This is a genomic window from Pseudomonas sp. OVF7 (assembly GCF_030644265.1).
GTDB lineage: Bacteria > Pseudomonadota > Gammaproteobacteria > Pseudomonadales > Pseudomonadaceae > Aquipseudomonas > Aquipseudomonas gorinensis.
The window spans coordinates 1,196,979-1,220,373 of sequence record NZ_CP128996.1 but is presented as its reverse complement, the minus strand read 5'-3'; the positions used below and the strand labels follow the sequence as shown (position 1 = coordinate 1,220,373).

Annotated in this window: 24 protein-coding genes; 11 read left to right on the top strand and 13 right to left on the bottom strand. The window is 60.1% G+C overall.

Going from position 1 to position 23,395, the window contains the following annotated elements; translation table 11 throughout:
• Positions 1 to 105: 105 nt before the first annotated feature.
• The gene (gene ompR / locus QU606_RS05425) at positions 106 to 846 is read left to right on the top strand and encodes a two-component system response regulator OmpR (protein ID WP_024072800.1); all 741 of its coding nucleotides are present in this window, start codon (positions 106 to 108) and stop codon (positions 844 to 846) included.
• 117 nt (positions 847 to 963) lie between these two features.
• Positions 964 to 2,277: an ATP-binding protein gene (locus tag QU606_RS05420; protein ID WP_024072801.1), complete on the top strand. Its 1,314-nt coding sequence runs from the start codon at positions 964 to 966 to the stop codon at positions 2,275 to 2,277.
• A 91-nt stretch (positions 2,278 to 2,368) separates the two neighbouring features.
• Here QU606_RS05420 and rimK read toward each other — a convergent pair whose 3' ends face one another.
• From rimK to QU606_RS05405, 3 genes are read right to left on the bottom strand one after another with little or no spacing between them, the layout of a single operon-like run.
• A complete protein-coding gene (gene rimK / locus QU606_RS05415) occupies positions 2,369 to 3,274 on the bottom strand; it encodes a 30S ribosomal protein S6--L-glutamate ligase (protein ID WP_024072802.1) in 906 nt (301 codons plus the stop codon).
• On the bottom strand, positions 3,271 to 3,735 hold the full coding sequence (locus QU606_RS05410; protein ID WP_172831368.1) for an ATP-dependent zinc protease: 465 nt from the start codon (positions 3,733 to 3,735) through the stop codon (positions 3,271 to 3,273). Before QU606_RS05410 ends, rimK begins: the two co-directional genes overlap by 4 nt.
• A gap of 31 nt (positions 3,736 to 3,766) precedes the next feature.
• Positions 3,767 to 4,546 carry an EAL domain-containing protein gene (locus QU606_RS05405; protein WP_304998180.1) on the bottom strand — a complete coding sequence of 260 codons (780 nt, stop codon included), beginning with the start codon at positions 4,544 to 4,546 and terminating at the stop codon, positions 3,767 to 3,769.
• A gap of 116 nt (positions 4,547 to 4,662) precedes the next feature.
• Here QU606_RS05405 and QU606_RS05400 point away from each other — a divergent pair, with 116 nt between their 5' ends.
• The gene (locus QU606_RS05400) at positions 4,663 to 5,070 is read left to right on the top strand and encodes an RNA-binding S4 domain-containing protein (RefSeq protein WP_024072805.1); all 408 of its coding nucleotides are present in this window, start codon (positions 4,663 to 4,665) and stop codon (positions 5,068 to 5,070) included.
• Between the two features lie 49 nt (positions 5,071 to 5,119).
• On the opposite strand, the gene QU606_RS05395 is transcribed toward QU606_RS05400, so the two are convergent.
• Entirely contained in the window at positions 5,120 to 5,923 is an 804-nt protein-coding gene (locus QU606_RS05395; RefSeq protein WP_024072806.1) for a phosphatase PAP2 family protein, read from the bottom strand.
• A 126-nt stretch (positions 5,924 to 6,049) separates the two neighbouring features.
• Here QU606_RS05395 and hslO point away from each other — a divergent pair, with 126 nt between their 5' ends.
• Together hslO and QU606_RS05385 are read left to right on the top strand one after the other, a co-directional pair.
• Positions 6,050 to 6,952 (top strand): Hsp33 family molecular chaperone HslO, encoded by a 903-nt coding sequence (hslO, locus tag QU606_RS05390; protein ID WP_024072807.1) that lies wholly within the window; start codon positions 6,050 to 6,052, stop codon positions 6,950 to 6,952.
• Between the two features lie 179 nt (positions 6,953 to 7,131).
• Positions 7,132 to 8,673 (top strand): phosphoenolpyruvate carboxykinase, encoded by a 1,542-nt coding sequence (locus tag QU606_RS05385; protein ID WP_024072808.1) that lies wholly within the window; start codon positions 7,132 to 7,134, stop codon positions 8,671 to 8,673.
• Positions 8,674 to 8,729: 56 nt separating this feature from the next.
• On the opposite strand, the gene QU606_RS05380 is transcribed toward QU606_RS05385, so the two are convergent.
• From QU606_RS05380 to QU606_RS05365, 4 genes are all read right to left on the bottom strand, one after another.
• A complete protein-coding gene (locus tag QU606_RS05380) occupies positions 8,730 to 9,581 on the bottom strand; it encodes a DMT family transporter (RefSeq protein ID WP_304998608.1) in 852 nt (283 codons plus the stop codon).
• Positions 9,582 to 9,669: 88 nt separating this feature from the next.
• Entirely contained in the window at positions 9,670 to 10,026 is a 357-nt protein-coding gene (locus QU606_RS05375; RefSeq protein ID WP_017848567.1) for a DUF1493 family protein, read from the bottom strand.
• An 806-nt stretch (positions 10,027 to 10,832) separates the two neighbouring features.
• Positions 10,833 to 11,432, bottom strand: coding sequence for a putative adenosine monophosphate-protein transferase Fic (locus QU606_RS05370; RefSeq protein ID WP_024072811.1), 600 nt, complete (start codon positions 11,430 to 11,432; stop codon positions 10,833 to 10,835).
• Positions 11,432 to 11,602 (bottom strand): YhfG family protein, encoded by a 171-nt coding sequence (locus QU606_RS05365; RefSeq protein ID WP_003236014.1) that lies wholly within the window; start codon positions 11,600 to 11,602, stop codon positions 11,432 to 11,434. Before QU606_RS05365 ends, QU606_RS05370 begins: the two co-directional genes overlap by 1 nt.
• A gap of 175 nt (positions 11,603 to 11,777) precedes the next feature.
• On the opposite strand from QU606_RS05365, the gene QU606_RS05360 reads away from it, so the two are divergent.
• From QU606_RS05360 to QU606_RS05350, 3 genes are all read left to right on the top strand, one after another.
• Positions 11,778 to 12,953 carry a tetratricopeptide repeat protein gene (locus tag QU606_RS05360; RefSeq protein ID WP_024072812.1) on the top strand — a complete coding sequence of 392 codons (1,176 nt, stop codon included), beginning with the start codon at positions 11,778 to 11,780 and terminating at the stop codon, positions 12,951 to 12,953.
• 285 nt (positions 12,954 to 13,238) lie between these two features.
• Positions 13,239 to 15,176 (top strand): ATP-dependent DNA helicase RecQ, encoded by a 1,938-nt coding sequence (locus tag QU606_RS05355; RefSeq protein ID WP_304998179.1) that lies wholly within the window; start codon positions 13,239 to 13,241, stop codon positions 15,174 to 15,176.
• A gap of 23 nt (positions 15,177 to 15,199) precedes the next feature.
• Positions 15,200 to 15,631, top strand: a complete 432-nt coding sequence (locus QU606_RS05350) for a thioesterase family protein (RefSeq protein WP_193690072.1) — start codon at positions 15,200 to 15,202, stop codon at positions 15,629 to 15,631.
• 127 nt (positions 15,632 to 15,758) lie between these two features.
• On the opposite strand, the gene QU606_RS05345 is transcribed toward QU606_RS05350, so the two are convergent.
• From QU606_RS05345 to QU606_RS05330, 4 genes are all read right to left on the bottom strand, one after another.
• The gene (locus tag QU606_RS05345) at positions 15,759 to 16,235 is read right to left on the bottom strand and encodes a YMGG-like glycine zipper-containing protein (RefSeq protein ID WP_017848563.1); all 477 of its coding nucleotides are present in this window, start codon (positions 16,233 to 16,235) and stop codon (positions 15,759 to 15,761) included.
• Between the two features lie 203 nt (positions 16,236 to 16,438).
• The gene (locus QU606_RS05340; RefSeq protein ID WP_024072815.1) at positions 16,439 to 18,787 is read right to left on the bottom strand and encodes an FdhF/YdeP family oxidoreductase; all 2,349 of its coding nucleotides are present in this window, start codon (positions 18,785 to 18,787) and stop codon (positions 16,439 to 16,441) included.
• Positions 18,784 to 19,623: a formate dehydrogenase accessory sulfurtransferase FdhD gene (fdhD, locus tag QU606_RS05335; RefSeq protein ID WP_024072816.1), complete on the bottom strand. Its 840-nt coding sequence runs from the start codon at positions 19,621 to 19,623 to the stop codon at positions 18,784 to 18,786. Before fdhD ends, QU606_RS05340 begins: the two co-directional genes overlap by 4 nt.
• Positions 19,624 to 19,720: 97 nt before the next feature.
• Positions 19,721 to 20,608, bottom strand: coding sequence for a LysR family transcriptional regulator (locus QU606_RS05330; protein WP_024072817.1), 888 nt, complete (start codon positions 20,606 to 20,608; stop codon positions 19,721 to 19,723).
• Between the two features lie 132 nt (positions 20,609 to 20,740).
• Here QU606_RS05330 and lysM point away from each other — a divergent pair, with 132 nt between their 5' ends.
• The gene (lysM, locus tag QU606_RS05325; protein ID WP_024072818.1) at positions 20,741 to 21,181 is read left to right on the top strand and encodes a peptidoglycan-binding protein LysM; all 441 of its coding nucleotides are present in this window, start codon (positions 20,741 to 20,743) and stop codon (positions 21,179 to 21,181) included.
• A 48-nt stretch (positions 21,182 to 21,229) separates the two neighbouring features.
• Here lysM and yrfG read toward each other — a convergent pair whose 3' ends face one another.
• Positions 21,230 to 21,892, bottom strand: a complete 663-nt coding sequence (gene yrfG / locus QU606_RS05320; protein WP_304998178.1) for a GMP/IMP nucleotidase — start codon at positions 21,890 to 21,892, stop codon at positions 21,230 to 21,232.
• An 87-nt stretch (positions 21,893 to 21,979) separates the two neighbouring features.
• Between yrfG and nudE the strand changes: the two genes are divergently transcribed.
• Together nudE and cysQ are read left to right on the top strand one after the other, a co-directional pair.
• On the top strand, positions 21,980 to 22,546 hold the full coding sequence (nudE, locus tag QU606_RS05315; RefSeq protein WP_024072820.1) for an ADP compounds hydrolase NudE: 567 nt from the start codon (positions 21,980 to 21,982) through the stop codon (positions 22,544 to 22,546).
• Positions 22,543 to 23,379, top strand: coding sequence for a 3'(2'),5'-bisphosphate nucleotidase CysQ (gene cysQ, locus QU606_RS05310; protein WP_024072821.1), 837 nt, complete (start codon positions 22,543 to 22,545; stop codon positions 23,377 to 23,379). Before nudE ends, cysQ begins: the two co-directional genes overlap by 4 nt.
• Positions 23,380 to 23,395 lie beyond the last annotated feature (16 nt).

The following is a 23,395-nucleotide window of genomic DNA, read 5'->3' as shown; positions in this document are numbered from 1 at the left end:
AGGGCACGGGTTCGCTGGCGGTAGAGGAAAAATCTGCTAACAATGCACACGGTGCGTATAACGGCAGCTACGCCATAATGCGCGCCGAGATAAGAGGAGCATCCAATGAGCAGCACTGCACAAACTGCTGAAGGCGAAAAAATTCTCATCGTTGACGACGATCCGGGGCTGAGCAGCCTGCTGGAGCGCTTTTTCAACTCCAAGGGCTATCGTGCCCGCGCGGTACCGAATACCGAGCAGATGGACCGCCTGCTGGGGCGTGAAGTGTTCAACCTGGTCGTACTCGACCTGATGTTGCCTGGCGAAGACGGCCTCACCGCCTGCAAACGCCTGCGCAGCGCAAACAACCAGATTCCCATCATCATGCTGACTGCCAAGGGTGATGAGCTGAGCCGCATCAAGGGCCTGGAACTGGGCGCTGATGACTATCTGGCCAAACCGTTCAACCCTGACGAGTTGATGCTGCGGGTCAAGGCCGTATTGCGTCGCCAGGCACCTTCGGTACCGGGTGCTCCGGGCAGTGAAGACGAAAGCGTCACCTTTGGCGACTACGAGCTGTCCCTGGCCACCCGTGAACTCAAGCGTGGTGACGAAGTTCACATGCTGACTACCGGTGAATTCGCCGTGCTCAAGGCCCTGGTGATGAACGCGCGCCAGCCGCTGACCCGCGACAAGCTGATGAACCTGGCCCGTGGCCGTGAGTGGGATGCCCTGGAACGCTCCATCGACGTGCAGATTTCCCGTCTGCGCCGGATGATCGAGCCGGACCCATCCAAGCCGCGGTATATCCAGACGGTATGGGGTGTGGGTTACGTGTTCGTGCCGGATGGCACCGCAACCAAGTGACCAATGATTTGCAGGGGCGGGTATCCTGGCGATTGGCCCGATGAGGGTCGACGGGATACCCGGCGTCTGCAATTCTGCGAGCGCTGCTCGTTCCTGCAAGGTGTCTAGCTGTCTTCTATGAAAACCCCGCTGTGGTTCCCCCAAAGTTTTTTCTCCCGCACCCTTTGGCTGGTGCTGATCGTCGTTCTGTTCTCCAAGGCACTGACGCTGGTTTATCTATTGATGAACGAGGACGTGCTGGTGGATCGACAATACAGCCACGGCGTTGCACTGACATTGCGCGCCTATTGGGCCGCCGATCCCGAGAACCGCGAGAAGATCGCCAAGGCGGCCACCCTGGTGCGCGTCGCCGGCGCGGGTGTGCCGGAGGGAGAACAGCATTGGCCCTACAGTGAAATCTACCAGCGCCAGATGCAGGCGGAGCTGGGTGAAGACACCGAGGTTCGGTTGCGTATGCACGTTTCTCCAGCGTTGTGGGTGCGCGCGCCGAGCCTGGGTGAAGACTGGTTGAAAGTTCCACTGTACCCGCACCCACTGCGGGGACAGAAGATCTGGAACGTGTTGGGCTGGTTCCTGGCCATCGGCCTGCTCTCGACGGCGTCGGCGTGGATCTTTGTGCGTCAGCTCAACCAGCCTCTTAAACGCCTGGTATTTGCCGCCCGCCAGCTGGGGCAGGGGCGCAGCGTGCGCCTGCCGGTCAGCGATACCCCCAGCGAGATGACCGAGGTGTATGGCGCGTTCAACCAGATGGCGGAGGACGTCGAACAGGCCGGGCGCGAACGCGAGCTTATGCTGGCGGGGGTGTCCCATGACTTGCGTACGCCGCTGACGCGATTGCGCTTGTCCCTGGAGCTGATGGGCAACCATACCGACCTGACCGATGACATGGTGCGCGATATCGAGGATATGGACGCGATTCTCGACCAGTTCCTGGCGTTTATCCGTGATGGCCGTGATGAAGTCGTGGAAGAAGTCGACCTCACCGATCTGGTGCGCGAGGTGGTGGCGCCCTACAACCAGAATGGCGAACAGGTGCGTATGCGTCTGGAGCCGATCCAGCCGTTTGCGTTGCGTCGGGTTTCCATGAAGCGCCTGTTGAACAACCTGATCGGAAACGCCTTGCACCACGCCGGTTCCGATGTGGAAGTCGCGGCATATGTGTCCGGCGACAGCGCAGCGCCTTATGTGGTGCTGAGCGTGATGGACCGAGGAGCGGGTATCGATCCTGCGGAGCTGGAAGGCATTTTCAACCCGTTCACCCGTGGCGACCGTGCCCGGGGTGGCAAGGGCACCGGTTTAGGCTTGGCGATTGTGCGGCGGATTGCGTCGATGCATGGCGGTAACGTCGAACTGCGTAACCGTGAGGGCGGCGGTCTGGAGGCGCGGGTGCGCTTGCCGCTGGGGCTGATGTTGCCCAGGGACGCTGTCTAGCAAACAACCCAGAGCAAAATAGGGGAGGGGCAGTGCGCTGTCGCACCGCCCCTCCCGCATTGGGTTATAGGTTGTGTCAGGGGCGGTGGTGCTAGCCCTTGCCTTTGGTCCTGGTCATATTCGGCCCGCCACTCTTCTCCAAGTGCTGAATGATGATCCCCGCCACATCCTTGCCGGTGGTAGTCTCGATCCCTTCCAGGCCCGGCGATGAGTTCACTTCCATCACCAGCGGCCCGTGATTGGAACGCAAGATATCCACCCCCGCCACGCTCAACCCCATGACCTTGGCCGCCCGTAGCGCGGTCATGCGCTCTTCCGGGGTGATCTTGATCAGGCTGGCGCTGCCGCCCCGGTGCAAGTTGGAGCGGAACTCACCCGGCTTGGCCTGGCGCTTCATTGCTGCAATCACCTTGTCGCCCACCACGAAGCAGCGGATATCCGCACCGCCGGCTTCCTTGATGTACTCCTGCACCATGATGTTCTGCTTGAGGCCCATGAAGGCCTCGATCACCGACTCGGCCGCCGTCGCGGTTTCGCACAGCACCACACCGATACCCTGGGTACCTTCGAGCACCTTGATCACCAGCGGCGCACCGTTGACCATTTCGATCAGGTCGGGGATATCGTCGGGGGAGTGGGCAAACCCGGTGACCGGCAGGCCGATTCCGCGACGCGAAAGCAGTTGCAGGGAACGCAGCTTGTCCCGCGAGCGCGCGATGGCGACCGATTCATTGAGCGGGTACACCCCCATCATTTCAAACTGGCGCAACACGGCGCAGCCATAGAACGTTACCGAGGCGCCAATACGTGGGATCACCGCATCGAATCCCTCCAGCGGCTTGCCGCGGTAGTGAATCTGCGGCTTGTGGCTGGCAATGTTCATGTAGGCACGCAACGTGTCGATCACCACCATTTCATGGCCACGCTCGGTGCCGGCCTCGACCAGGCGGCGGGTGGAATACAGACGCGGGTTTCGCGACAGCACAGCAATCTTCATGCAGCACCTGGGGTAGAAATTGTAGAGACCGGGAACACCGGCTTGTCTTGAACGTACTTGACGCCGGGATTGACCACCAGGTGGCCGTCAATCAGCGCCTTGGAGCCCAGCAGCAGGCGGTAACGCATGGCCTTGCGGCAGGCCAGGGTGAACTCAACTCGCCACACCCGATCACCCAATGCCAAGGTGGTGCTGATCACGTAGCGCACCTGCGCATGGCCGTTGGAGCTCTTGATGGTTTTCATCGTCACCAGGGGCGCTTCGCAGCGGCGGTGGCGCAGTTGTACAACGCTGCCCAGGTGCGCGGTAAAGCGCACCCACTTCTCACCGTCACGCTCAAAAGGCTCGATGTCGGTGGCGTGCAGGCTTGAGGTGCTGGCACCGGTGTCGATCTTGGCGCGCAGGCCAGCCACTCCCAGGTCGGGAAGTGCTACCCACTCACGCAGACCCACAACGGTCAAATGGTCAAATGTCTTCAATATGGGTAACCGGTTAATTCGCCCAAGCCTTCGGTGTAACCTCGGCCAGGGCTTTGAATGCGGGTTTGGCGAACCAGTATCCCTGCATCAGAAATATTCCGCAGTCGGACAGGAAGTCACGCTCCCCGGCACTTTCGATGCCTTCGGCGATGACAGTAACCCCCAACTGCTCACAGATTGTGACAATCCCCTGGACGATGACCTGCCGGACACGATCCTGATCGACATTGCGAATCAGCGCCATGTCGAGTTTGATCAGGTCAGGTTGGAAATCAGCCAGCAGATTCAGCCCCGAATAGCCCGCGCCGAAATCGTCGATGGCGGTCATGAAGCCGAATTCGCGGTATTCACGCAGAATATTGGTCAAATGGCGATAGTTATCTACATGCTCGCTTTCCAGTGTCTCGAAAATCAGCTGGTTCAGTGGAAAGTTATGTGCCCGGGCTGCCTCCAGGGTGCTGCGAATGCACAGCTCGGGCCGATAGACGGCATTGGGCATGAAGTTGATGGACAGTCGGGTTTGCATGCCCAGTGCCGCGGCACCGGCAATCGCCAGGGTGCGGCAGCGCTGGTCGAAACGGTAGCGGTTGCTATCGTTGATCTGCTCCAGCACTGACAGCGCCCCTTCGCCATGGGTGCCGCGCACCAGGGCCTCGTGGGCAAAGATCGAATGGTCACGCAGGTCTACGATAGGCTGGTAGGCGAAAGCGAAATCAAAGCCCAGGGGTTCGCTTTGCTGGCACCCCACGCAGCGTTGATCAGGCGAGGTGAGTGAAGTCGGGAATTCGGTCACAGGATATCCTCGCGTAAACAAGTTACTACCTGGCGTATCTTAGGTGAGCCTGGGGGTTTATGCGTCGAAGGGTTTCAACGGTAAAGTTGCGACATTTTTCAGAGCGAGGAATTCAAGTGGCTCAAAAGCAGGAAGAGGAAGAAAAAGTCCGTCTGGACAAATGGTTGTGGGCGGCGCGTTTCTTTAAAACGCGTGCCCTGGCCAAGGCCGCCATCGAGAGCGGCAAGGTGCATCATCGCGGCGAGCGCTGCAAACCGGGCAAGGAGCCGCGGATCGGCGATGAGTTGCAGGTTCGTATAGGTTTTGAAGAAAAGACCGTCGTGGTCCAGGCCCTTTCCACCGTTCGCCGTGGTGCACCCGAAGCGCAAGCGCTGTATGTCGAAACGGAAGCCAGCATCGCCAAGCGCGAAAATGCGGCGGCCATGCGCAAGGCAGGTGCCACCGGCATGACCACCGATGGGAAGCCGAGCAAGAAGCAGCGCCGCGACCTGTTCAAGTTTCGCGGCAGTGGCAATGATGATTAACCTTGTCGAACGGTGGCGGGCTTGTTGTGGCAAGCCCGCTCGCCGCAGGCTAATGCGTTGCCCTTACGACACTGAGTCGACCGATCAGCGGCACTCGCTGAAACAGGCCGAACAGCGGCGCCGTCACGTGTAGCAAAGCGCCCGACACCTTCGCCGCAAACGGCGTGTAATACCCCCACCCCAGCGCCAGCAACGCCAGCAGCACGCCGCCGATGTAATCGTCCTGGCCCCAGTGCGCCCCCGCCACCAGGCGCGGCATCATGAACAAAAGCGCCAGGCCCCAGATCACCAGTACCTGGCCAACCCGCCTGGCGAACACGGTCATGAACATCCCCCAGATCAGCAACACCGAAGCATGGTCCCCCGGGAAGCTCTGGCTCGAACGGTCTTTCAGCTCCCAGGCCTTCTCCAGGCCAGGGAAAAAGTCACTCATTTGAATGGCGCCGCTGATGACCATCGACGGGCTGCTGTGTTGCCAGCCCATCTGTGCCGCGAGTTTGGAAAACAGCATGCGGATGAACAGCAACAGCAGCAGAATGCCGACAAATCCTAACGTCGCCTGGCGCACCTGCGCGGCCTTGAATACCCAGTCACCGCGAATCAGCAACGTCAGCAAGATAACCCCGACCACCGCATCAAACGGCCGCAGACTGGCTACGGCCCACGTGTGCAGCCAGGTCGGGCTGGTCGCCAGCGGGTCATTGAGCAGGTGAAACAGCCACTCGTCGAAAATCACACACAGCATCTGGCCCGTGGGCCACAGCCAAAAAACCAGCAGTCCGATAGCGAGTAGATTGCAAAGAGCCCATCGCCGGAGGTTCCACTTGGCTTGGAACAAACCCGGATTGTTCATAAACTGTCCCTCTTCGCTCTATATAAGCTCTCTGTTGCCAGGAGAAAACCGCACCAATTTGGTGCTAAAGCGTTTAATTTTATAAACCTTGTCATCAATTTGTCATCAATTCAGATACCCAGACCTATGACTGATTTACCGGATACCGACTTCACCCAACGCTTCATCTTCGACGAAATCGACGCCCGCGGCGAACTGGTCTCGCTGGAGCGCAGCTATGCCGAAGTCCTTGCCAAGCACCCCTATCCGGAGCCGGTCGCGCAACTGCTCGGTGAGTTGATGGCGGCGGCTTCGCTGCTGGTAGGCACCATGAAATTCGATGGTTTGCTGATTCTTCAGGCGCGGTCCGAAGGCCCTGTTCCGATGCTGATGATCGAATGTTCCAGCGAGCGGGAAATCCGTGGCCTGGCCCGTTACGACGCCGACTTGATCGCCCCGGACGCGACCCTGTCCGACCTGATGGCCAACGGCGTGCTGGCAATTACCGTTGACCCCACCGAAGGCCAGCGCTACCAGGGCATCGTCGACCTCGACGGCGAAACCCTGTCGGATTGCTTCACCAACTATTTCGTGATGTCCCAGCAAGTCGGCACCAAGTTCTGGCTCAACGCCGACGGCATGTGTGCCCGTGGCCTGTTGTTGCAACAATTGCCGGCCGACCGCATCAAGGACGACGATGAGCGCACCGACAGCTGGCGCAAGCTGACCGCCCTGGCGGGCACCCTCACCGCTGAAGAGCTGCTGGCCCTGGATAACGAAACCATCCTGCATCGCCTCTACCACGAAGAGGCTGTACGCCTGTTCGATGCACAGTCCCTGCGCTTCAATTGCAGCTGCTCGCGCGAGCGTTCGGCCAATGCGCTGGTCAGCCTGGGCCTGGAAGATGCGCAGGCATTGGTGGTGGAGCACGGTGGAAATATCGAGATCGATTGCCAGTTCTGCAACGAGCGCTACCTGTTCGATGCTGCCGATGTGGCTCAATTGTTCGCCGGGGCGGGCATTGATACCCCTTCCGATACCCGCCACTAAAACGTTTAAGTACAGGTAAATCACCTGACAAATGCCGGATTAGCGCTGTTCTGACGGGAGGGCCCTACTTTTTTTGGGCTTTTCTGGCATAATCCGGCCCACTTTTTTCGCGGTAGTAGTGCGCAACTTTCTACTACAAAACGTTTGGAGCACTCGGCCATAGGCCGACGGGGAACCTCATGACGCAAGCCAATAACGCCGTATACACCGATCTGAGTGTTGACGATCTGGTCAAAGAAGCCCTGCAGCGCGGTGAAGGCGTGCTTGCCGATACTGGCGCGCTGGTCGTAGAAACCGGTCACCGTACCGGCCGTTCGCCAGTCGACCGTTTCATCGTTGAAGAGCCTTCCACCCAGGACGCCATTGCCTGGGGCCCGATCAACCGCAAGTTTCCGGCCGACAAGTTCGACGCCCTGTGGGCGCGTGTCGAGGCGTTCAACAACGCGCAAGAGCATTTCGTTTCCCACGTGCATGTAGGGGCTTCCGAAGACCACTACCTGGCCGTGAAGATGACCACCCAGACTGCCTGGCAGAACCTGTTCGGTCGTTGCCTGTTCATCAACCCGGCCAAGTACAACCCGGCCGGCCGTGACGAGTGGCAAGTGCTCAACGTGGCCAACTTCGAATGCGTGCCAGAGCGTGACGGCACCAACTCCGACGGTTGCGTGATCCTCAATTTCGCCCAGAAAAAAGTGCTGATCGCCGGCATGCGCTACGCCGGTGAGATGAAAAAAGCCATGTTCTCGGTACAGAACTTCCTGCTGCCGGCTGCCGACGTTTTGCCGATGCACTGCGCCGCCAACATTGGCGAAGCAGGCGACGTGACCCTGTTCTTCGGCCTGTCCGGCACCGGCAAGACCACTCTGTCTGCCGACGAAAGCCGTTACCTGATCGGTGACGACGAACACGGCTGGGGCGAAGGCGTGGTGTTCAACATCGAAGGCGGCTGCTATGCCAAGTGCATCGACCTGTCCGAGAAGAACGAGCCGGTTATCTGGAAAGCCATCAAGCATGGCGCCGTGCTGGAAAACGTCGTCATCGACGAGGCCGGGCACGCCGACTACTCCGATGTCAGCCTGACCCAGAACAGCCGCGCGGCCTACCCGCTTGAGCACGTGGCCAAGCGTTCCGAGAAGAACCTTGGTGGCGAGCCTAACGCGGTGATCTTCCTGACCTGCGACCTGACCGGCGTACTGCCGCCAGTGTCCATCCTCAGCGAAGAACAAGCGGCCTACCACTTCCTGTCCGGCTACACCGCACTGGTGGGCTCGACCGAAATGGGTTCCGGCAGCGGCATCAAGTCGACCTTCTCCACCTGCTTTGGCGCGCCGTTCTTCCCACGCCCTGCCGGTGAGTACGCTGAGCTGCTGATCAAACGCATCCGCGGCTTCGGTTCCAAGGTCTACCTGGTCAACACCGGCTGGACCGGCGGCGGCTACGGCGTCGGCAAGCGCTTCAACATCCCGACCACTCGCGGCGTGATCGCAGCGATCCAGAGCGGCGCGCTGATCGGCGTTGAAACCGAGCACCTCGACACCATCAACCTGGACGTGCCGTTGGCGGTACCGGGTGTTGAGACTGGCCTGTTGAACCCACGTAACACCTGGGCTGACAAGGCGGCTTACGACGAGGCAGCGAAGGCGCTGGCCGGCCTGTTCATCGAGAACTTCAAGAAGTTTGAAGTGAGTGATGCGATCAAGGCTGCGGGTCCGAAGTTGTAAGAGTCAGCCGCTGTTAAAAAGCCGCCCCCAGTGGGCGGCTTTTTTGTGGGCGCTGATCATTGCGCAAGGTGCAGGACTACGGCCCCGACCAGTACCAGCACAACCCCCAGCACCTGCACCGCCGACAAGCGTTCCTTGAAAAACACAACCCCCAGGATCGCCGCAATCCCGCCTGATAACGTACTGATGACCGTCACTACTGACACCGACCCTGCCATCGCCCCCCACGAAAACGCCGAGAAACCACCCAGGTTCATCACACTCGCGCCGGTCAGCGCCGCGCAGTTTTTCAACGGCGGGATCTTCAGGCCATCCTTGATCTTCAGCACCATCACCACCAGCACGCATAGGCCCACCAGGTAGCCGAGCCAGAGCATGGTGATCGCTCCCAGCGTCGGTAGCGTGTAGCGGCCTTGCAACCAGAAACTGGTGCCGTACAGCATCGCCGCGAGCATGGCGTAGGCGATGGAGCGGTTTGACGTGCTGTGGGGGACGCCGTTGTCCTTGTGAATGCTGGAGAGGATTACACCGATGACGCACAGGACAATGCAGCTGAGCTGGATCAGGCTGATGTGTTCGCCGCTCGCCCAGGACAGCAGGGTAGTGACGACGCCGTAGGACGTCACCAGCGGCGCGACGATGGCGGCTTTGCCCAAGGCGAAAGCCTTGGACAGGGCGAGGGCGCCGGAGACGGTGAACAGCGCGGCAGCAATGCCCAGCAGCCAGGTGCTCAGGGAGGCGTTCAGGGCCTTGAGAAGCAAGGCCGGGAAGATCACCAGCAGCAGGGTCATGATCAGGAAGCCAAGGGCTTGGCCGAAGTACACCGCGCGTTTAACGCCCACGGCCCGGGCGTTAAGGCCCACGAGAAAGTCTGTGCCACCCCAGAGCAGGGCGGCCAGCAGGCCCATTGTTACATCCATGTAAGGTCCTTGTTGTTTTGAGCGCGGCTCGCCAGGTTAGCGCAGATCCAATGGTGTGCCTGGAGTCGACGGTCGCTCAGCTCAGGTTTTCCAGCGTCTGCGTATCCCAGCTGTGGGTTTTGATCGCCAGGTAGAGCATGCCGATGGTCAGCGGGACCTTTTCGCCACGCCCCTTGGCTCGACGCTTGAGGAACACGTCAAAGACCGGTGGGTTGAAGTAACGATAAGTGTCGTAGTCGCCCAGGTCGAGGGCAAATTCCTGCTCCAGTGCTTCCATGAGTTGCTTGGCTTCACTGCCGTCACAGCCCAGGTCGAAATTGAGTGAGGTTTGCAGGCGGATGGTCTTGTGTTTCGGCAGGCCGATTTCTTCGTGCAGCAGTTGCAGGAGCTGCTGCATCACGGGGTCTTCGGGGAAGTTGGGGGCGAGGTTCATGGTGGGGGCACGCAGGAGTGGGTGAGGGGGAGGGTTGCGTTGGAGGCGGTAACTGTTTCGAGTGACCAGCAAGCGAATGCCGTAGCTAAAAGCGAGCACCGGAATGCTGTCGAATTGTAGCTCGGTTACCCAGCGCGTGGCGCCAAACAGAAGTGTTGGGCTTGTCACTATCAGGGCGAACCCAAGCCACGTTCTGAGGGCAGGACGCTTCATCTTTCTGTCGAGCAATACGGCGAGTAAGACGAGGGTGATGAGGAAGATCCAAAAAGAGTATTCGGTCATCGTTTCACCCACCTTGGTATTGTCGGACGAAGGTAGAGAGTGATCGCTCAGGGCCGACCAGGACATGGCTATTGCCAGGCACCTCTGCAAAGCGCATCACGGTGAAGATGACCCCGTAGTGGCCGATGTGTTGAGTCCTTTCGATGTTCACGGGTTTCTGCCGAAACAGTTGAGAGGGCGTTATTTTCATTCAGCTACGGGTAACTTCTGTAGAGGGTTGAACGGGTATTTGAAGCAGTTTGGGAAGAGGATGTCGCGGTGTTTGGAGGTTTCCTACAACCGTTTCTGGCACTGGTGACTTAGCAATGCTTCAACAGGCCAAGCTGCTCAATTGTAGGTGCGAGCGGCACGCGAAGAACTCAACGCTGCCGCGTTTCTTCTGGTTTACCGTGTCATCGTTGATCAGACCGTTCCCGCGCTCCCGCGTGGGAATGCATCCACCCCTGCCGAGGGTTCAAGCCGTGCGCGGATGGCGGGACGCAGAGCGTCACAGGCGGCGCTCCCATGCTGAGTGTGTGGAACGATCATTGCCCTGCAGGCCTGCTGATACACCGCTCGAAAATCGCCTCCAAGCCCCGATAATCACACGCCACCGCGTCAATATTCGCCGGTATCCATGCCGCGTGCTTGACCAGCCACCAGTTCACCGAATATCCCGCGTTCACGATGATCTGTTCAAACAAAATCCGCTGCGCCCGGCCGTTGCCCTCGCGGAAGGGGTGGATGACGTTGAGGTCGCCATAGGCCTCGGCGACCTTGCTCACCAACTCGGTTTGGCTCTCGCCGATAAACCAGTTTGCCTCGGCCATCTGCCGGATGATCTTCGCGGCTTCTGGTGGGATGCGTTCCGGGGTGCAGAACAGGGTGTCGCCTTTCTGGATGTTGACGCTGCGCAGTTCACCGGCCCAGTCGTAGATGTCGCCGAACAGGGTGCGATGGATGTGTTGCAGCCGTTCAAGATCGTAGGGCGGCGGGAAGAGTGGGAGGCCGCCTACGGCGATTTCGGATAATTCCCGCTCGGCCTGGTGCAGGCGCGCTTCATCGTGCAAATCGAGGCGGTTGCGCAGGACGCTGCTACCGGGGTAGCAGTACGGATCCTGGCCCACCCCGTATTTGTCGAGCATCAGCGTGGGGTGTTGCGGTACTTGGCGAGGACAGCTTCACGGGTCGGCAGGGGTTTGTCGACATCGGCGGGTTGGGTGTCGAACCCTTCCAGGCGCAGGCTGGCCAGGTAATTGGAACGGCGGATCTTGTGATAGTGATCCTGTTTTTGCTCAAACGTCAGTTCGCTCATCGCAGCGTACTCCTGGGTAGCAAGGTTTGATTGTAGCGCAATGCGTCAGCGGGCAGGCGGGATAAAAACCACGTCACATTTTGTATAAAAAGTCCGCCGGCGTGCTGAATTCAGCGTATGTTTCACCGCAAAATCTTGTAGGACGATTCCGTCCACTACTTAAAGGGAGTTAAGCATGGGTTTGCTTCGTGTCGCTTCGGCGATGTCTTTGTGCGCAGTGGCGTTTTCGATCCAGGCCGAGCAGTTGCCGATCGAGGTGCTCAGCGCAGTGGTCAAGGATCAGAAAATCGCCGACGCCGAAGTGTTGCTGCAACGCAACGGCGCGCAGAACGTGGTAGGCCGTACCAACGCCCAGGGCCAGGTGACCCTCACCAGCGAAGCCGCTGATGATGCCAGCAACCTGTTGATCATCAAGAAGCCCGGCTACTCAAACCTGGTGGTGAAGTGCCCGTGCAAAGGCATGACCTACGCCATCAGCCCAGTGATGGAAAACCTCGACGGCCTGCGTGTGGTGCTGACCTGGGGCAAGACCCCGGAAGACCTCGACTCCCATATGATCTTCCCTGGCAACAATATCTATTTCGAGAATCAGAAAGGTACCGATGCCGAGCTGGACGTGGATGACGTCGACAGCTACGGCCCGGAAACCATCACCCTGCAGAAAAAACACTACGGCGAAAGCTACGTATATGCCGTGCATGACTTCACCAACATCGCCAACCCGGGTTCGCGCCAACTCTCCAACAGCGAAGCCAAGGTGTTCGTGTATATGGGCCAGTCCCTGGTGCGCACCTACTACGTGCCGAAAAACCGCAGTGGCAACCTGTGGACCGTGTTCCGCATGACGGGCAGCGGTGACTTCCAGGACATCAACACCTTCAGCGGTGTGAATGTGGACGCCAAGGATGTGCTCAACGAAGTCAAGCCGTTGCTGGATGACAGCGTCGCGGTGGCAGCCGTGGCTGTCAGCTCTTCCGCACAAACGGATGCGAAGCGTCTGAACCTGCAAGGGGAGGCGGCCTACCAGGCGGGCAAGCTGGATGAAGCCATCGACCTGTTCCGTCAGGCCATCGAGCTGGACAACGGCTTCGGCAAAGCCTACGGCAACCTGGGCCTGGCGTATCAGAAAGCCGGCAACACCGCCGAGTCGATCTGGGCCAACCGCAAGGCCATCGCCCTGGCGAGCGGCGCCAATGCCGCAACCGTGCGGGCCGGTGCCTACTACAACATCGCGCGGATCTACGAAGCGGCGGGGCAGTTCGCGGATGCGTTGCGTCATTACCAGTTGGCCAAGGAGCAGAAGGCCAATCCAGTGTATGACACGGCCATCGAGCGGGTGCAAAACCGCTGATCCAGCCGTAGCGCAGCTCTAAAAATGTGGGAGGGGGCTTGCCCCCGATAGCGGTGGATCGGTTACTCATAACTGACGGATCTACTGCCATCGGGAGCAAGCCCTCTCCCACATTTGGTTTGTGGCGTTCCTGCAGACCCAGTCGAACTTGTCGCATTTGGCCCAAGGCGATTGCTGCACCCTGTGTATCATCCTGTCTCTTTTTTCCTCACGACCTTTCTCGATTCGCTGAATATCCCAGGCTCTGTTTTTGAGCCACCTTCAGCGGTCAATGGAGTGACAGCTATGCACGACACCCTCCAGCAGGTCTTTGGTTATCCACAGTTTCGTTCGGGCCAGGAAGAAACCGTCAGCGCCGTACTGGCCGGGCGTTCGGCCGCGGCGATTTTCCCTACCGGGTCGGGAAAGTCCCTGTGTTACCAGCTGTCGGCGGTATTGCTGCCGCACCTGACGTTGGTAGTGTCGCCGTTGCTGGCGCTGATGCAGGACCAGTTGGGGTTCCTGCAACGCCATGGCATTTCGGCCGGCAGTATCGATTCGGCCCAGAGCCGCGATGACGCCAACGACGTGATGGCGCGTGCGCGTTCGGGCGAGTTGAAAATCCTGATGATTTCCGTGGAGCGTTTGAAGAACGAGCGCTTTCGCAACTTTCTGCAAAGCGTGCCGATCTCGTTGCTGGTGGTGGACGAAGCGCACTGTATTTCCGAATGGGGTCACAACTTTCGTCCGGACTATCTGAAGCTGCCGGACTACCAGCGCCAGTTCAATATCCCACAAGCGCTGCTGTTGACTGCCACGGCCACGCCCAAGGTGATTGCCGACATGCAGGCCAAGTTCGCCATTGCCCCAGGCGACGTGGTCACCACAGGCTTCTACCGGCCCAACCTCAACCTGCTGGTGGAGCCGGTAGCGGGCGCAGACAAGCGTCGGCGGTTGGTGCAGTGGATGGGCGAACGCGCCAACCAGCCGAGCATCGTCTACGTCACCTTGCAGAAAACCGCCGAGCAGATTGCCGAGCACCTGAACCGCAACGGCATCCAGGCCGAGGCGTATCACGCGGGTTTGCCCCACGATAAGCGCGAGGGCATCCAACAGCGCTTCATGGAGGGGCGCTCCAATTGCATCGTCGCCACTATTGCGTTTGGCATGGGAATCGACAAGAGCGACATTCGCAATGTGGTGCACTTCGACCTGCCCAAGTCCATCGAGAACTACAGCCAGGAAATCGGCCGTGCGGGGCGCGATGGGCAGCCGTCCGATTGCCTGGTACTGGCCAACCGCGACAGCCTCAATGTGCTGGAGAACTTTGTGTATGGCGACACGCCCGAGCAGGAAGGGATTCGCCGTGTACTGGAAGAGTTGCAGGCGGTGCGCAGCGATGGGCAGTGGGAGTTCCTGCTGCGTTCACTGTCGGACCACAGCAACATCCGCGAGCTGCCGCTCAAGACGTTGCTGGTCCAGCTGGAGCTCAAGGGCGTGATCGCCCCGCGCTATGCGTTTTATGCCGAGTACCGCTTCAAGTACCTGATAGAGCCCGACGCCTTGCTGGCGCGTTTTTCCGGCGAGCGCCAGCAGTTTGTCGCGGCGATCGTCCAGGTGTGCAAACGTGCGAAAACCTGGGCGACGGTGGATTTCGACGCGCTGTATCAACAGCACAATGCCGAGCGCAATCGGGTGGTGAAGGCGCTGGATTACTTCCAGGAACAGGGCCTGATCGAGCTGGAAAGCAAGCAGATGACTGAGGTCTATAGCCTGCTCAATACCGACTTTGATCCACAGGCACTGAGTGCTGAGTTATACACAGGCTTCAAGCAGCACGAGGTGGGAGAAGTTGCACGGATTCACGCCATGCTCGACCTGTTTGCCACCGATCATTGCCTGGGGCAACGCCTCGCCCAGTATTTTGGTGATGAGAATGCGCCGCAGCGTTGCGGGCATTGTTCGGTGTGCCACGGTCATGTCGCGCATTTGCCGGCGCCGCCGAGCCTGCCGCCGCTTGTGGATAAAAACTTCATGGGACTGTGCGGTGATTTTATCCACAGGCATCATGAGCACACCGGTCACTTGCCTGGTGCGGAGCGGCTGACGCGCTTCCTGGGCGGTATCAGCGTGCCGTTGTTCACCAAGTTGAAGGCACGGGGCATTCCGGGGTTTGCAGCGCTGGAAGACTACCCCTACGCCGAAGTGCGCGAATGGGCAGCAGCCCATTTGAATGATCTGTAAACCCACTTTCATGAGGTGTGCCCATGCCCGACTCAACGCCCCAACGCGTCGATTACCGTCACTTCCAGCCGATCATCACGCGCTGGCACGACAACGACGTGTATGGCCATGTGAACAACGTGACCTACTACAGCTTCTTTGACACGGCGGTGAATACCTACCTGATCGAGCAGGGCGGGTTGGATATTCACGATGGCGAAGTGGTGGGGTTCGTGGTGAGTTCGGCGTGTGACTACTTTGCGTCGATCGCTTTTCCCGACCGTATAGAAATCGGCCTGCGGGTAGGCAAGTTGGGCAACAGTTCAGTGCAGTATGAGTTGGCGGTGTTCAAGGCGGGCGAAGAGGAGGCCTGTGCGGCGGGACGCTTCGTGCATGTGTTCGTGGATCGTGGGTCGAACCAGCCGGTGACGATTCCGGGGCGATTACGCGAAGCGTTGCAGGGGTTGGTGGCCTGACTTTGCATAGAGTGGAAGGGGGCTTGCTCCCGATGGCGGTGTATCAGTCAGAAATTAATCGACTGAATCCTCGCCATCGGGGGCAAGCCCCCTCCCACAGTGTTTTTTCAATGTTCTCTAGACCTGATCAATCACGGTAGTGATGTTTGTTCTTGCGATGCCCATAGGCATGGCCACGGCCAGGATGACCATCCCGGTAGTAGCGACGGTCGTCACGGCCACGATAACGGCGGTCGTCGTCATCGCTCTTGTTGCCCATGTAGTTGCCCAGTGCGCCACCCGCGCCGCCGCCGGCAGCTGCGCCGATCAGGCTGCCGGTGGTGCCGCCCATGCTGCGGCCTACCACGTTGCCGCCGGCTGCGCCCAGAGCGCCGCCAATAGCGGCTTCGCCGCGGCTGCGTTTGTCGGCGCCCACCGCGCTGCCGCCCGCACCGCCCAGGGCTGCGCCAATGGCCGAACCGGTGTTACCGCCGACCTGCTGGCCCACAACCGAACCGAGTACCCCGCCCAATGCGCCGCCCACACCGGCTTCGGTGGTGCCACCGGCCATGGCTGCGCCACTGACCAGGCCAAGGGACAACAAGAGAATCGAGGAGAACTTCATAGAGAGACCTCAAGAGGATGACGGCGCGATCCTGAGGCTGTATCGACATTGTGACAATAGAAATCCGACCAGTAACACGAGTTGTGCACAATTCCATAAGTTACTGTTTTAGCAGGGGAACTTAAGTAATTTTTGTGGGTCTTTAGCTACTTCGGAACGGCCGCTTTTATGCAAAAGCGGCCTTTTTTGTGTCCGGATTCTCGTCAGGCCGAGCGGGCCATGATCAGCCCACTGTCACTTGCCGCTTCCAAACGAATCGCCACGAACTTCGACGTTGGCGTATGGCTGCCATCCCCCGTGCTTTCCAGCGGCACCAGCGGGTTCACTTCCGGGTAGTAGGCAGCTGCCTGCCCCGCCGGAATATCAAACGCCAGCAAGGTAAAGCCTTTCACCCTGCGCTCCCGACCGTCCTCCCACAACGACACGATGTCAGCCTTCTGCCCCGGCTTGAAACCCAGGCGGATGATGTCGGCTTCGTTGACGAACAGCACGTCACGCTGGCCTTTCACCCCGCGATAGCGGTCATCCAGGCCATATATGGTGGTGTTGTACTGATCGTGGGAACGCATGGATTGCATGATCAGGTCTGGCACGCGACCGGTGGCGTGGGTGCGTTCGTGGATCAGGTCTGCGGGCAGGATATTCGGGCGGAAGTTGGCGCGACCCGACGGTGTGTTCCAGCGACGCGCACCGGCGGAATTACCGAGGTAGAAGCCACCCGGGTGCTTGAGGCGTTCGTTGAAGTCCTTGAAGCCTGGGATAGTGTCGGCGATCAGGTCGCGAATGCGGCTGTAGTCGCCCACCAGCCAGTTCCAGTCCACCGGCTTGCTGCCCAGGGTGGCGGCGGCGATGCCGGCGAGGATGGCCGGCTCGGATTTCATCAGTTTCGACAGCGGCTGCAATTGGCCGTTGGAGTCGTGGACCATGCTGAACGAGTCTTCCACGGTCACGGCCTGCGGGCCTTCGGCCTGGATATCGATGTCGGTACGGCCCAGGCACGGCAGGATCAGTGCGTCTTTGCCGTGGGTCAGGTGGCTGCGGTTGAGCTTGGTGCTGATCTGTACGGTCAGGTCGCAATTGCGCAGTGCTTCGAAGGTGCGCGGGCTGTCCGGCGTGGCTTGGGCGAAGTTGCCGCCCAGGCCGATGAACACCTTGGAGCGACCTTCGAGCATGGCGTGAATCGCTTCCACCACGTTGTGGCCGTTGGTACGTGGCACCTGAAACTGGAAGCGGCGTTCCAGGGCGTCGAGGAACGCCACCGGTGGGCGTTCGTTGATGCCCATGGTGCGGTCGCCCTGCACGTTGCTGTGACCGCGCACCGGGCACAGGCCGGCGCCTGGGCGGCCAATGTTGCCGCGCAACAGCATCAGGTTGGCGATCTCCTGGATGGTCGGCACCGAATGGCGGTGCTGGGTAATGCCCATCGCCCAGCACATGATCACGTTCTTGCCTTTGGCGTACATGCGCGCCGCTTGCTCGATCTCGACCAGGGGCAAGCCGGACTGCGCGACGATTTCATCCCAGGAGGTGTCGTCGATCTGGCCCAGGTAATCGAGCACGTTGGTCGTGTGCTCGTTGAGGAAGTCGTGGTCGAACACCGCTTCCTTGCCTTCAGCCTGGGCCTGGCGCTCCCACAGCAGCAGGAATTTGGCCATGCCACGCAGGATGGCCATGTCGCCCCCCAGCGCCGGGCGGAAGTAGGCGGTATTGGTTGGCTTGTCGCCGTTGGTGAGCATTTCCAGCGGGTGCTGCGGATGCTGGAAGCGTTCCAGGCCGCGCTCTTTCAGCGGGTTGATGCACACCACCTGGGCGCCGCGTTTCACGGCCTCACGCAGCGGTTCGAGCATGCGTGGGTGGTTGGTGCCGGGGTTCTGGCCCCAGACGAAAATCGCGTCGGCATGTTCAAAGTCGTCAAAGGTCACGGTGCCTTTGCCGACGCCTACACTTTGCGCCAAGGCCACGCCGCTGGCTTCGTGGCACATGTTCGAGCAGTCCGGGAAGTTGTTGGTGCCGTAGGCGCGTACAAACAATTGATACAGGTACGCCGCTTCGTTGCTGGCACGGCCGGAAGTATAAAACTCGGCCATATCAGGGCTGGGCAGTGCGTTGAGGTGCTTGCCGATCAGGTCGAACGCTGCGTCCCAACTGATGGGTTTGTAGCGGTCGGTCTCGGCGTCATAGCGCACCGGTTCGGTCAAGCGGCCCTGATATTCCAGCCAATAGTCGCTTTGTTCCAGCAGCGCGGTGACGCTGTGCTTGGCGAAGAATGCAGCGTCGACACGGCGCTTGGTGGCTTCCCAGTTGACGGCCTTGGCGCCGTTTTCGCAGAACTTGACCATGCCGCTTTCCGGCGAGTCGCCCCAGGCGCAGCCCGGGCAGTCGAAGCCGCCGTTCTGGTTGGTCTTGAGCATCATGCGGATGTTTTTCAGCGCGTTGTCGCTGGTCAGCCACGCCTGCGCCACGCTGATCAACGCGCCCCAGCCACCCGCCGGGCCTTTGTAGGGCTTGTAGCGCGGGGTTGGGGTTTGGTCGGCTTGGTGGTGATTGCTCATGGCTGGTACTCCATCGCAGGGCTGTAGACCCGCGGCGCACTTTTCTGCGGCAGGTGGATGAGGTTGAGGTTGTGCCGGCGCGCCCATTGCAAGGCCAGGCCGGTGGGCGACGACAGGCTGACCAGGGTCTGGATGCCCGCGCGCAGGACTTTCTGGATCAATTCGAGGCTGCAACGGCTGGTGACAATTGCCAGGCCACCCGCTGTCGGGATCTTTTGGCGGATCAGGGCGCCGATCAACTTATCCAGGGCGTTATGCCGGCCAATGTCTTCGCGGCCCAGCAACAGTTCGCCCTGATTGTTCATAAACACGGCCGCGTGCACGGCGCCACTGTATTGGCCCAAAGGCTGGAAGGCGCTGATGCGTTGGCGCAGGCCGTCGAGCCATGCGGCGGGCGGCAAGGGGGCGCCGGGCAGCACTTGGAGGTCTGGCAGTGCCTGTTCCACGGCTTCCACGCCACACAAACCGCAGCCGCTGGTGCCCGCCAATTGGCGACGCTGCTGCTTGAGGTTCCAAAACGCGCGGCTGGAGATTTGGACTTGAGCGTATTGAGTGGCGCCCGAGCCGCTGAGTTTCAGGTCATAAATGTCGCCAACGTCGGTAATAATGCCGCTACCCATGCTGAACCCGACAATAAAGTCTTCCAGATCAGTGGGCGTCACCAGCATGACTGCCTGGCTGATGTCGTTATAGGCAATTGCCAGCGCCACTTCTTCCGCCAATGCCGTGCTGGCGGCCTCTGTGTGTTCGAGGTTGCAGAACTGGTAGCTCTGGCTGGCGGCGGGCGCGGACGTTTCAGGGGCGGGCGCCGCGCAGACTGGGCGCTTGGCGTTCATGGGGCAGTACCACCGGCGGATTGATCAGTGTCTAGACTAGGCGCGACAAAGCGTCGCGTCTAATTGCCAGTACTGATCTGCCGATAGATGACGTCGATCAATGCTCTGCCAGCAATTTCTGGTACAGCGCAAAACAGGCTTCCGCCAGCGCCGAACGGGGCGCGCTGCGACGCATGATCAGCCCCAGGCGCGCGAGGGTGTGGGCGTCTTCGATCGGTTGCAGGCGCAAGTGCTCGGTGAGCGCATCCAGGCCACCGTCCAAGGGCATTACCGCGCAGCACAGCCCGCCGTGTACCGCTTGTAACAACTGATGGACGGCATCGGTTTGCAACAGCGGCTGCGGGTGCAGGCCCCGGCTGTGGAAGTTGTGGTCGATGGACTGGCGAAAGTGCATGCCGCTGGTGAGCATGCCCAGGGGCAGTTCGATCAACGCTTCCCAGCTCAGCGGTGTGTCGCCGAAGCTGAAATAGCGCTGGTCGTAGAGCAGGCCCATGCGGGTTTCGCCGAGCGCCAGGGAGTCGAAGCGTTCATTGTCCAGGCGCTCCAGGTACGACACGCCGAGGTCCAGGCGATTGCTCGCCAGTTGTTCCAGAATCTGTTCGGAGCTTAGGGCCGAAAGCTCAAAGCGCAGGCTCGGGTGTTCCTTATGCAGTTGCTGCATCAACGCCAACGGATCGAAGCTCGACAGCGGCACCACCCCCAGGCGCAACGTACCGACGAGGTTGCCACGACAGGCCGCCGCTTCGGCCTGCAAGCCGTCATACGCTGCCAGCACCGTGCGCGCCCAGGCCAGTACTCGCTCGCCGGGGGCGGTAAAGCCCTCGAAGCGCTGGCCACGATTGACCAGCGGCAGGTCGAGTTCTTCTTCCAGGCTGCGCAGGCGCATCGACAGGGTCGGCTGGGTGATATGGCAACGCGCTGCTGCCTGGCCGAAGTGACGGGTCTCGTCGAGGGCGATGAGGAATTTCAGCTGCTTGATGTCCATCTTCGCTCCAGGGCTTATTCCAATGGCGGGGGGATTCTAGCGCGTTTGGGTCTTTGGTCGGGCTGGAACCCAAGTCTTCGGGGCTGGTCTAGTCTTGGGCATCTGGAAATCAACTATCAAGGAGAGCGCACTATGAGTCTTTTTAGCTTTGTTAAGGAAGCCGGCGAGAAGTTGGTCAAGCTGTTGACGCCGGGCAACGCCAATGCCAGTGATGATCTGAAAAAGCACATTGAAGAAGTCGGGCTGGGTAATCCGGATGTTCACGCCACTGTCGAGGGTGACAAGGTCACGCTTACAGGGACCGTGGCCAGTCAGGAAGAGAAAGAAAAAATCATTCTGGCGGCCGGCAACATTGCCGGTGTGGCCAGTGTGGATGACCAGATCACCGTAACCGGCCCGGTAGTTGCCGCCGCCCGTTTCGTCGTGGTGAAAAAGGGCGACACCCTCAGCGCGATTTCCCTGGCGGTTTACGGCAAGGCCAGCCGGTACAACGATATCTTCGAGGCCAACAAGCCGCTGTTGTCTCATCCAGACAAGATTTACCCAGGGCAGACGCTGCGTATTCCTGAGTAATTCACAAAGTAAAAATGTGGGAGGGGGCTTGCTCCCTCCCACAAGGGGTCAAAGTCCGACAATAAGGTCCCGGTAATTCTCGACTGCGGCAAATTCCCCGGTGTCCTTGGGCCCTTTTTGGCTGTCCGGCTCTTTCACCGCCAGCAAATGCCCCACGCCAAATTTCTGGGCGCTGCGCAGGATCGGCAACGTGTCGTCGATAAACAGGCTGCGCGCCGGGTCGAACCGGATATCGGCTTGCAAGGCATTCCAGAACTGCGGGTTTTCCTTGGCGAAACCGTAGTCGTGGGAGCTGATCAATCGCTCGAAATACGGCGCCAACTCTATGCGTTCCAACTTCAATGACAGCGAGTCACGATGAGCGTTGGTGATCAGGATCACCCGTTTTCCGGCCTGTTTGATCGCCGCCAGAAAGGTATCGGCACCCGGGCGCAGGGCGATCAGGTGGGCGGTTTCCAGCTTGAGCTCGCGCACCGGAATGTTCAGTTCGGTGCTCCAGAAATCCAGGCAATACCATTGCAACTGTCCGGCGTTACGCTCGAACAGCGGCTGCAACTCCATCTCGGCCATGGCCCGACTCACACCATGCAACTGGGCGTAGCGCTGAGGCAGGTGTTCCATCCAGAAATGGTTGTCGTAATGCAGGTCGAGCAGGGTGCCGTCCATGTCCAGCAGGACAGTGTCGATGGCGTGCCAGGGCAAAGAGGGCATGGGGCGGTCTCATGTAAGTAAAGATATCCGACACAGACAATCGGAAAAGCCACGGTATAGTAACCCGATCACGCCAAGGAGCCGCTTATGCGCCAGAAACCCACCGTCCTCGCCCGCGAAATAGTCGCCAGTAGCCGTTTGTTCCGCGTGGAGGAAGTGCAATTGCGCTTTTCCAATGGCGTTGAACGCACCTACGAGCGCCTGGTGGGACGTGGTGCCGGGTACGGCGCGGTGATGATCGTGGCAATGATCGACGCCGACCATGCGCTGCTGGTGGAAGAGTACTGCGGTGGCACCGACGAATACGAGCTGTCCTTGCCCAAGGGGCTGATCGAGCCCGGCGAGGACGTGCTGGCGGCGGCGGACCGCGAGCTCAAGGAGGAAGCCGGTTATGGCGCCCGCCAGTTGGAGCACCTCACTGAGCTGTCACTGTCCCCCGGCTATATGAGCCAGAAAATCCAGGTGGTGCTGGCCACCGACCTCTATGAAGAACGCCTGGAAGGTGATGAACCTGAACCGATGCGCGTGGACAGGGTCAACCTGCGCGAGTTGTCGCAACTGGCGCAAAATGAGCAGTTCAGCGAAGGCCGCGCGCTGGCTGCGTTGTATCTGGTACGAGACCTGTTGACCCAGCGAGGAGCGTTTAGCGCATGAGCGAACTGTTTTTAGGCCACCCGTTTATCGCCCCTGTGATCGAACTGGCTCGCCAGGCGGGTGAAGTCATCCTGCCGTACTGGCGCGCCGAAGTGGCGGTGACGTCCAAGGCTGACGATTCGCCGGTGACGGCCGCGGACCTGGCCGCCCATCACCTGATTCTCGCCGGTTTGACAGCCCTGGACCCGAGTATCCCGGTGTTGTCCGAAGAAGACGCCGATATCGACCAGAGCGTACGCGCCGGCTGGCAGCGGTGGTGGCTGGTGGACCCGCTGGATGGCACCAAGGAATTTATCGCCGGCAGTGAAGAATTTACCGTCAACATTGCGTTGATCGAACAGGGCCGTGTGATATTTGGCGTGGTATCCATGCCCACCAACGGCCGGTGCTACTTCGGCGGCGCAGGGCTTGGCGCGTGGCGTTCGGACGTGAATGAAGCGCCCAGGCAGATCCAGGTACGCGAGACTCCGGCGGCGGGTGAAGCCTTCACCGTGGTTGCCAGCCGTCGGCATACCAGCCCAGAGCAGGAGCGTTTGCTCAATGGCTTGAGCGAAGGGGTGGGGGAGTTGAAGCTGGCGAATATCGGCAGTTCGTTGAAATTCTGCCTATTGGCCGAAGGCAGCGCCGATTGCTATCCGCGCCTGGCGCCGACCTCGCAGTGGGATACCGCTGCGGCGCAGGGTGTATTGGAAGGGGCGGGCGGCGAGGTACTGGAGTTGAGTGGCGAGCCGTTCAGCTACCCGGCGCGGGCATCGTTGTTGAACCCCTTCTTCCTGGCGTTACCGGCGAAGGCGGCGTGGCGTGAACGCTTGCTGACTTTGGCAAGATCTTAAAACCAGCGCAGATCAA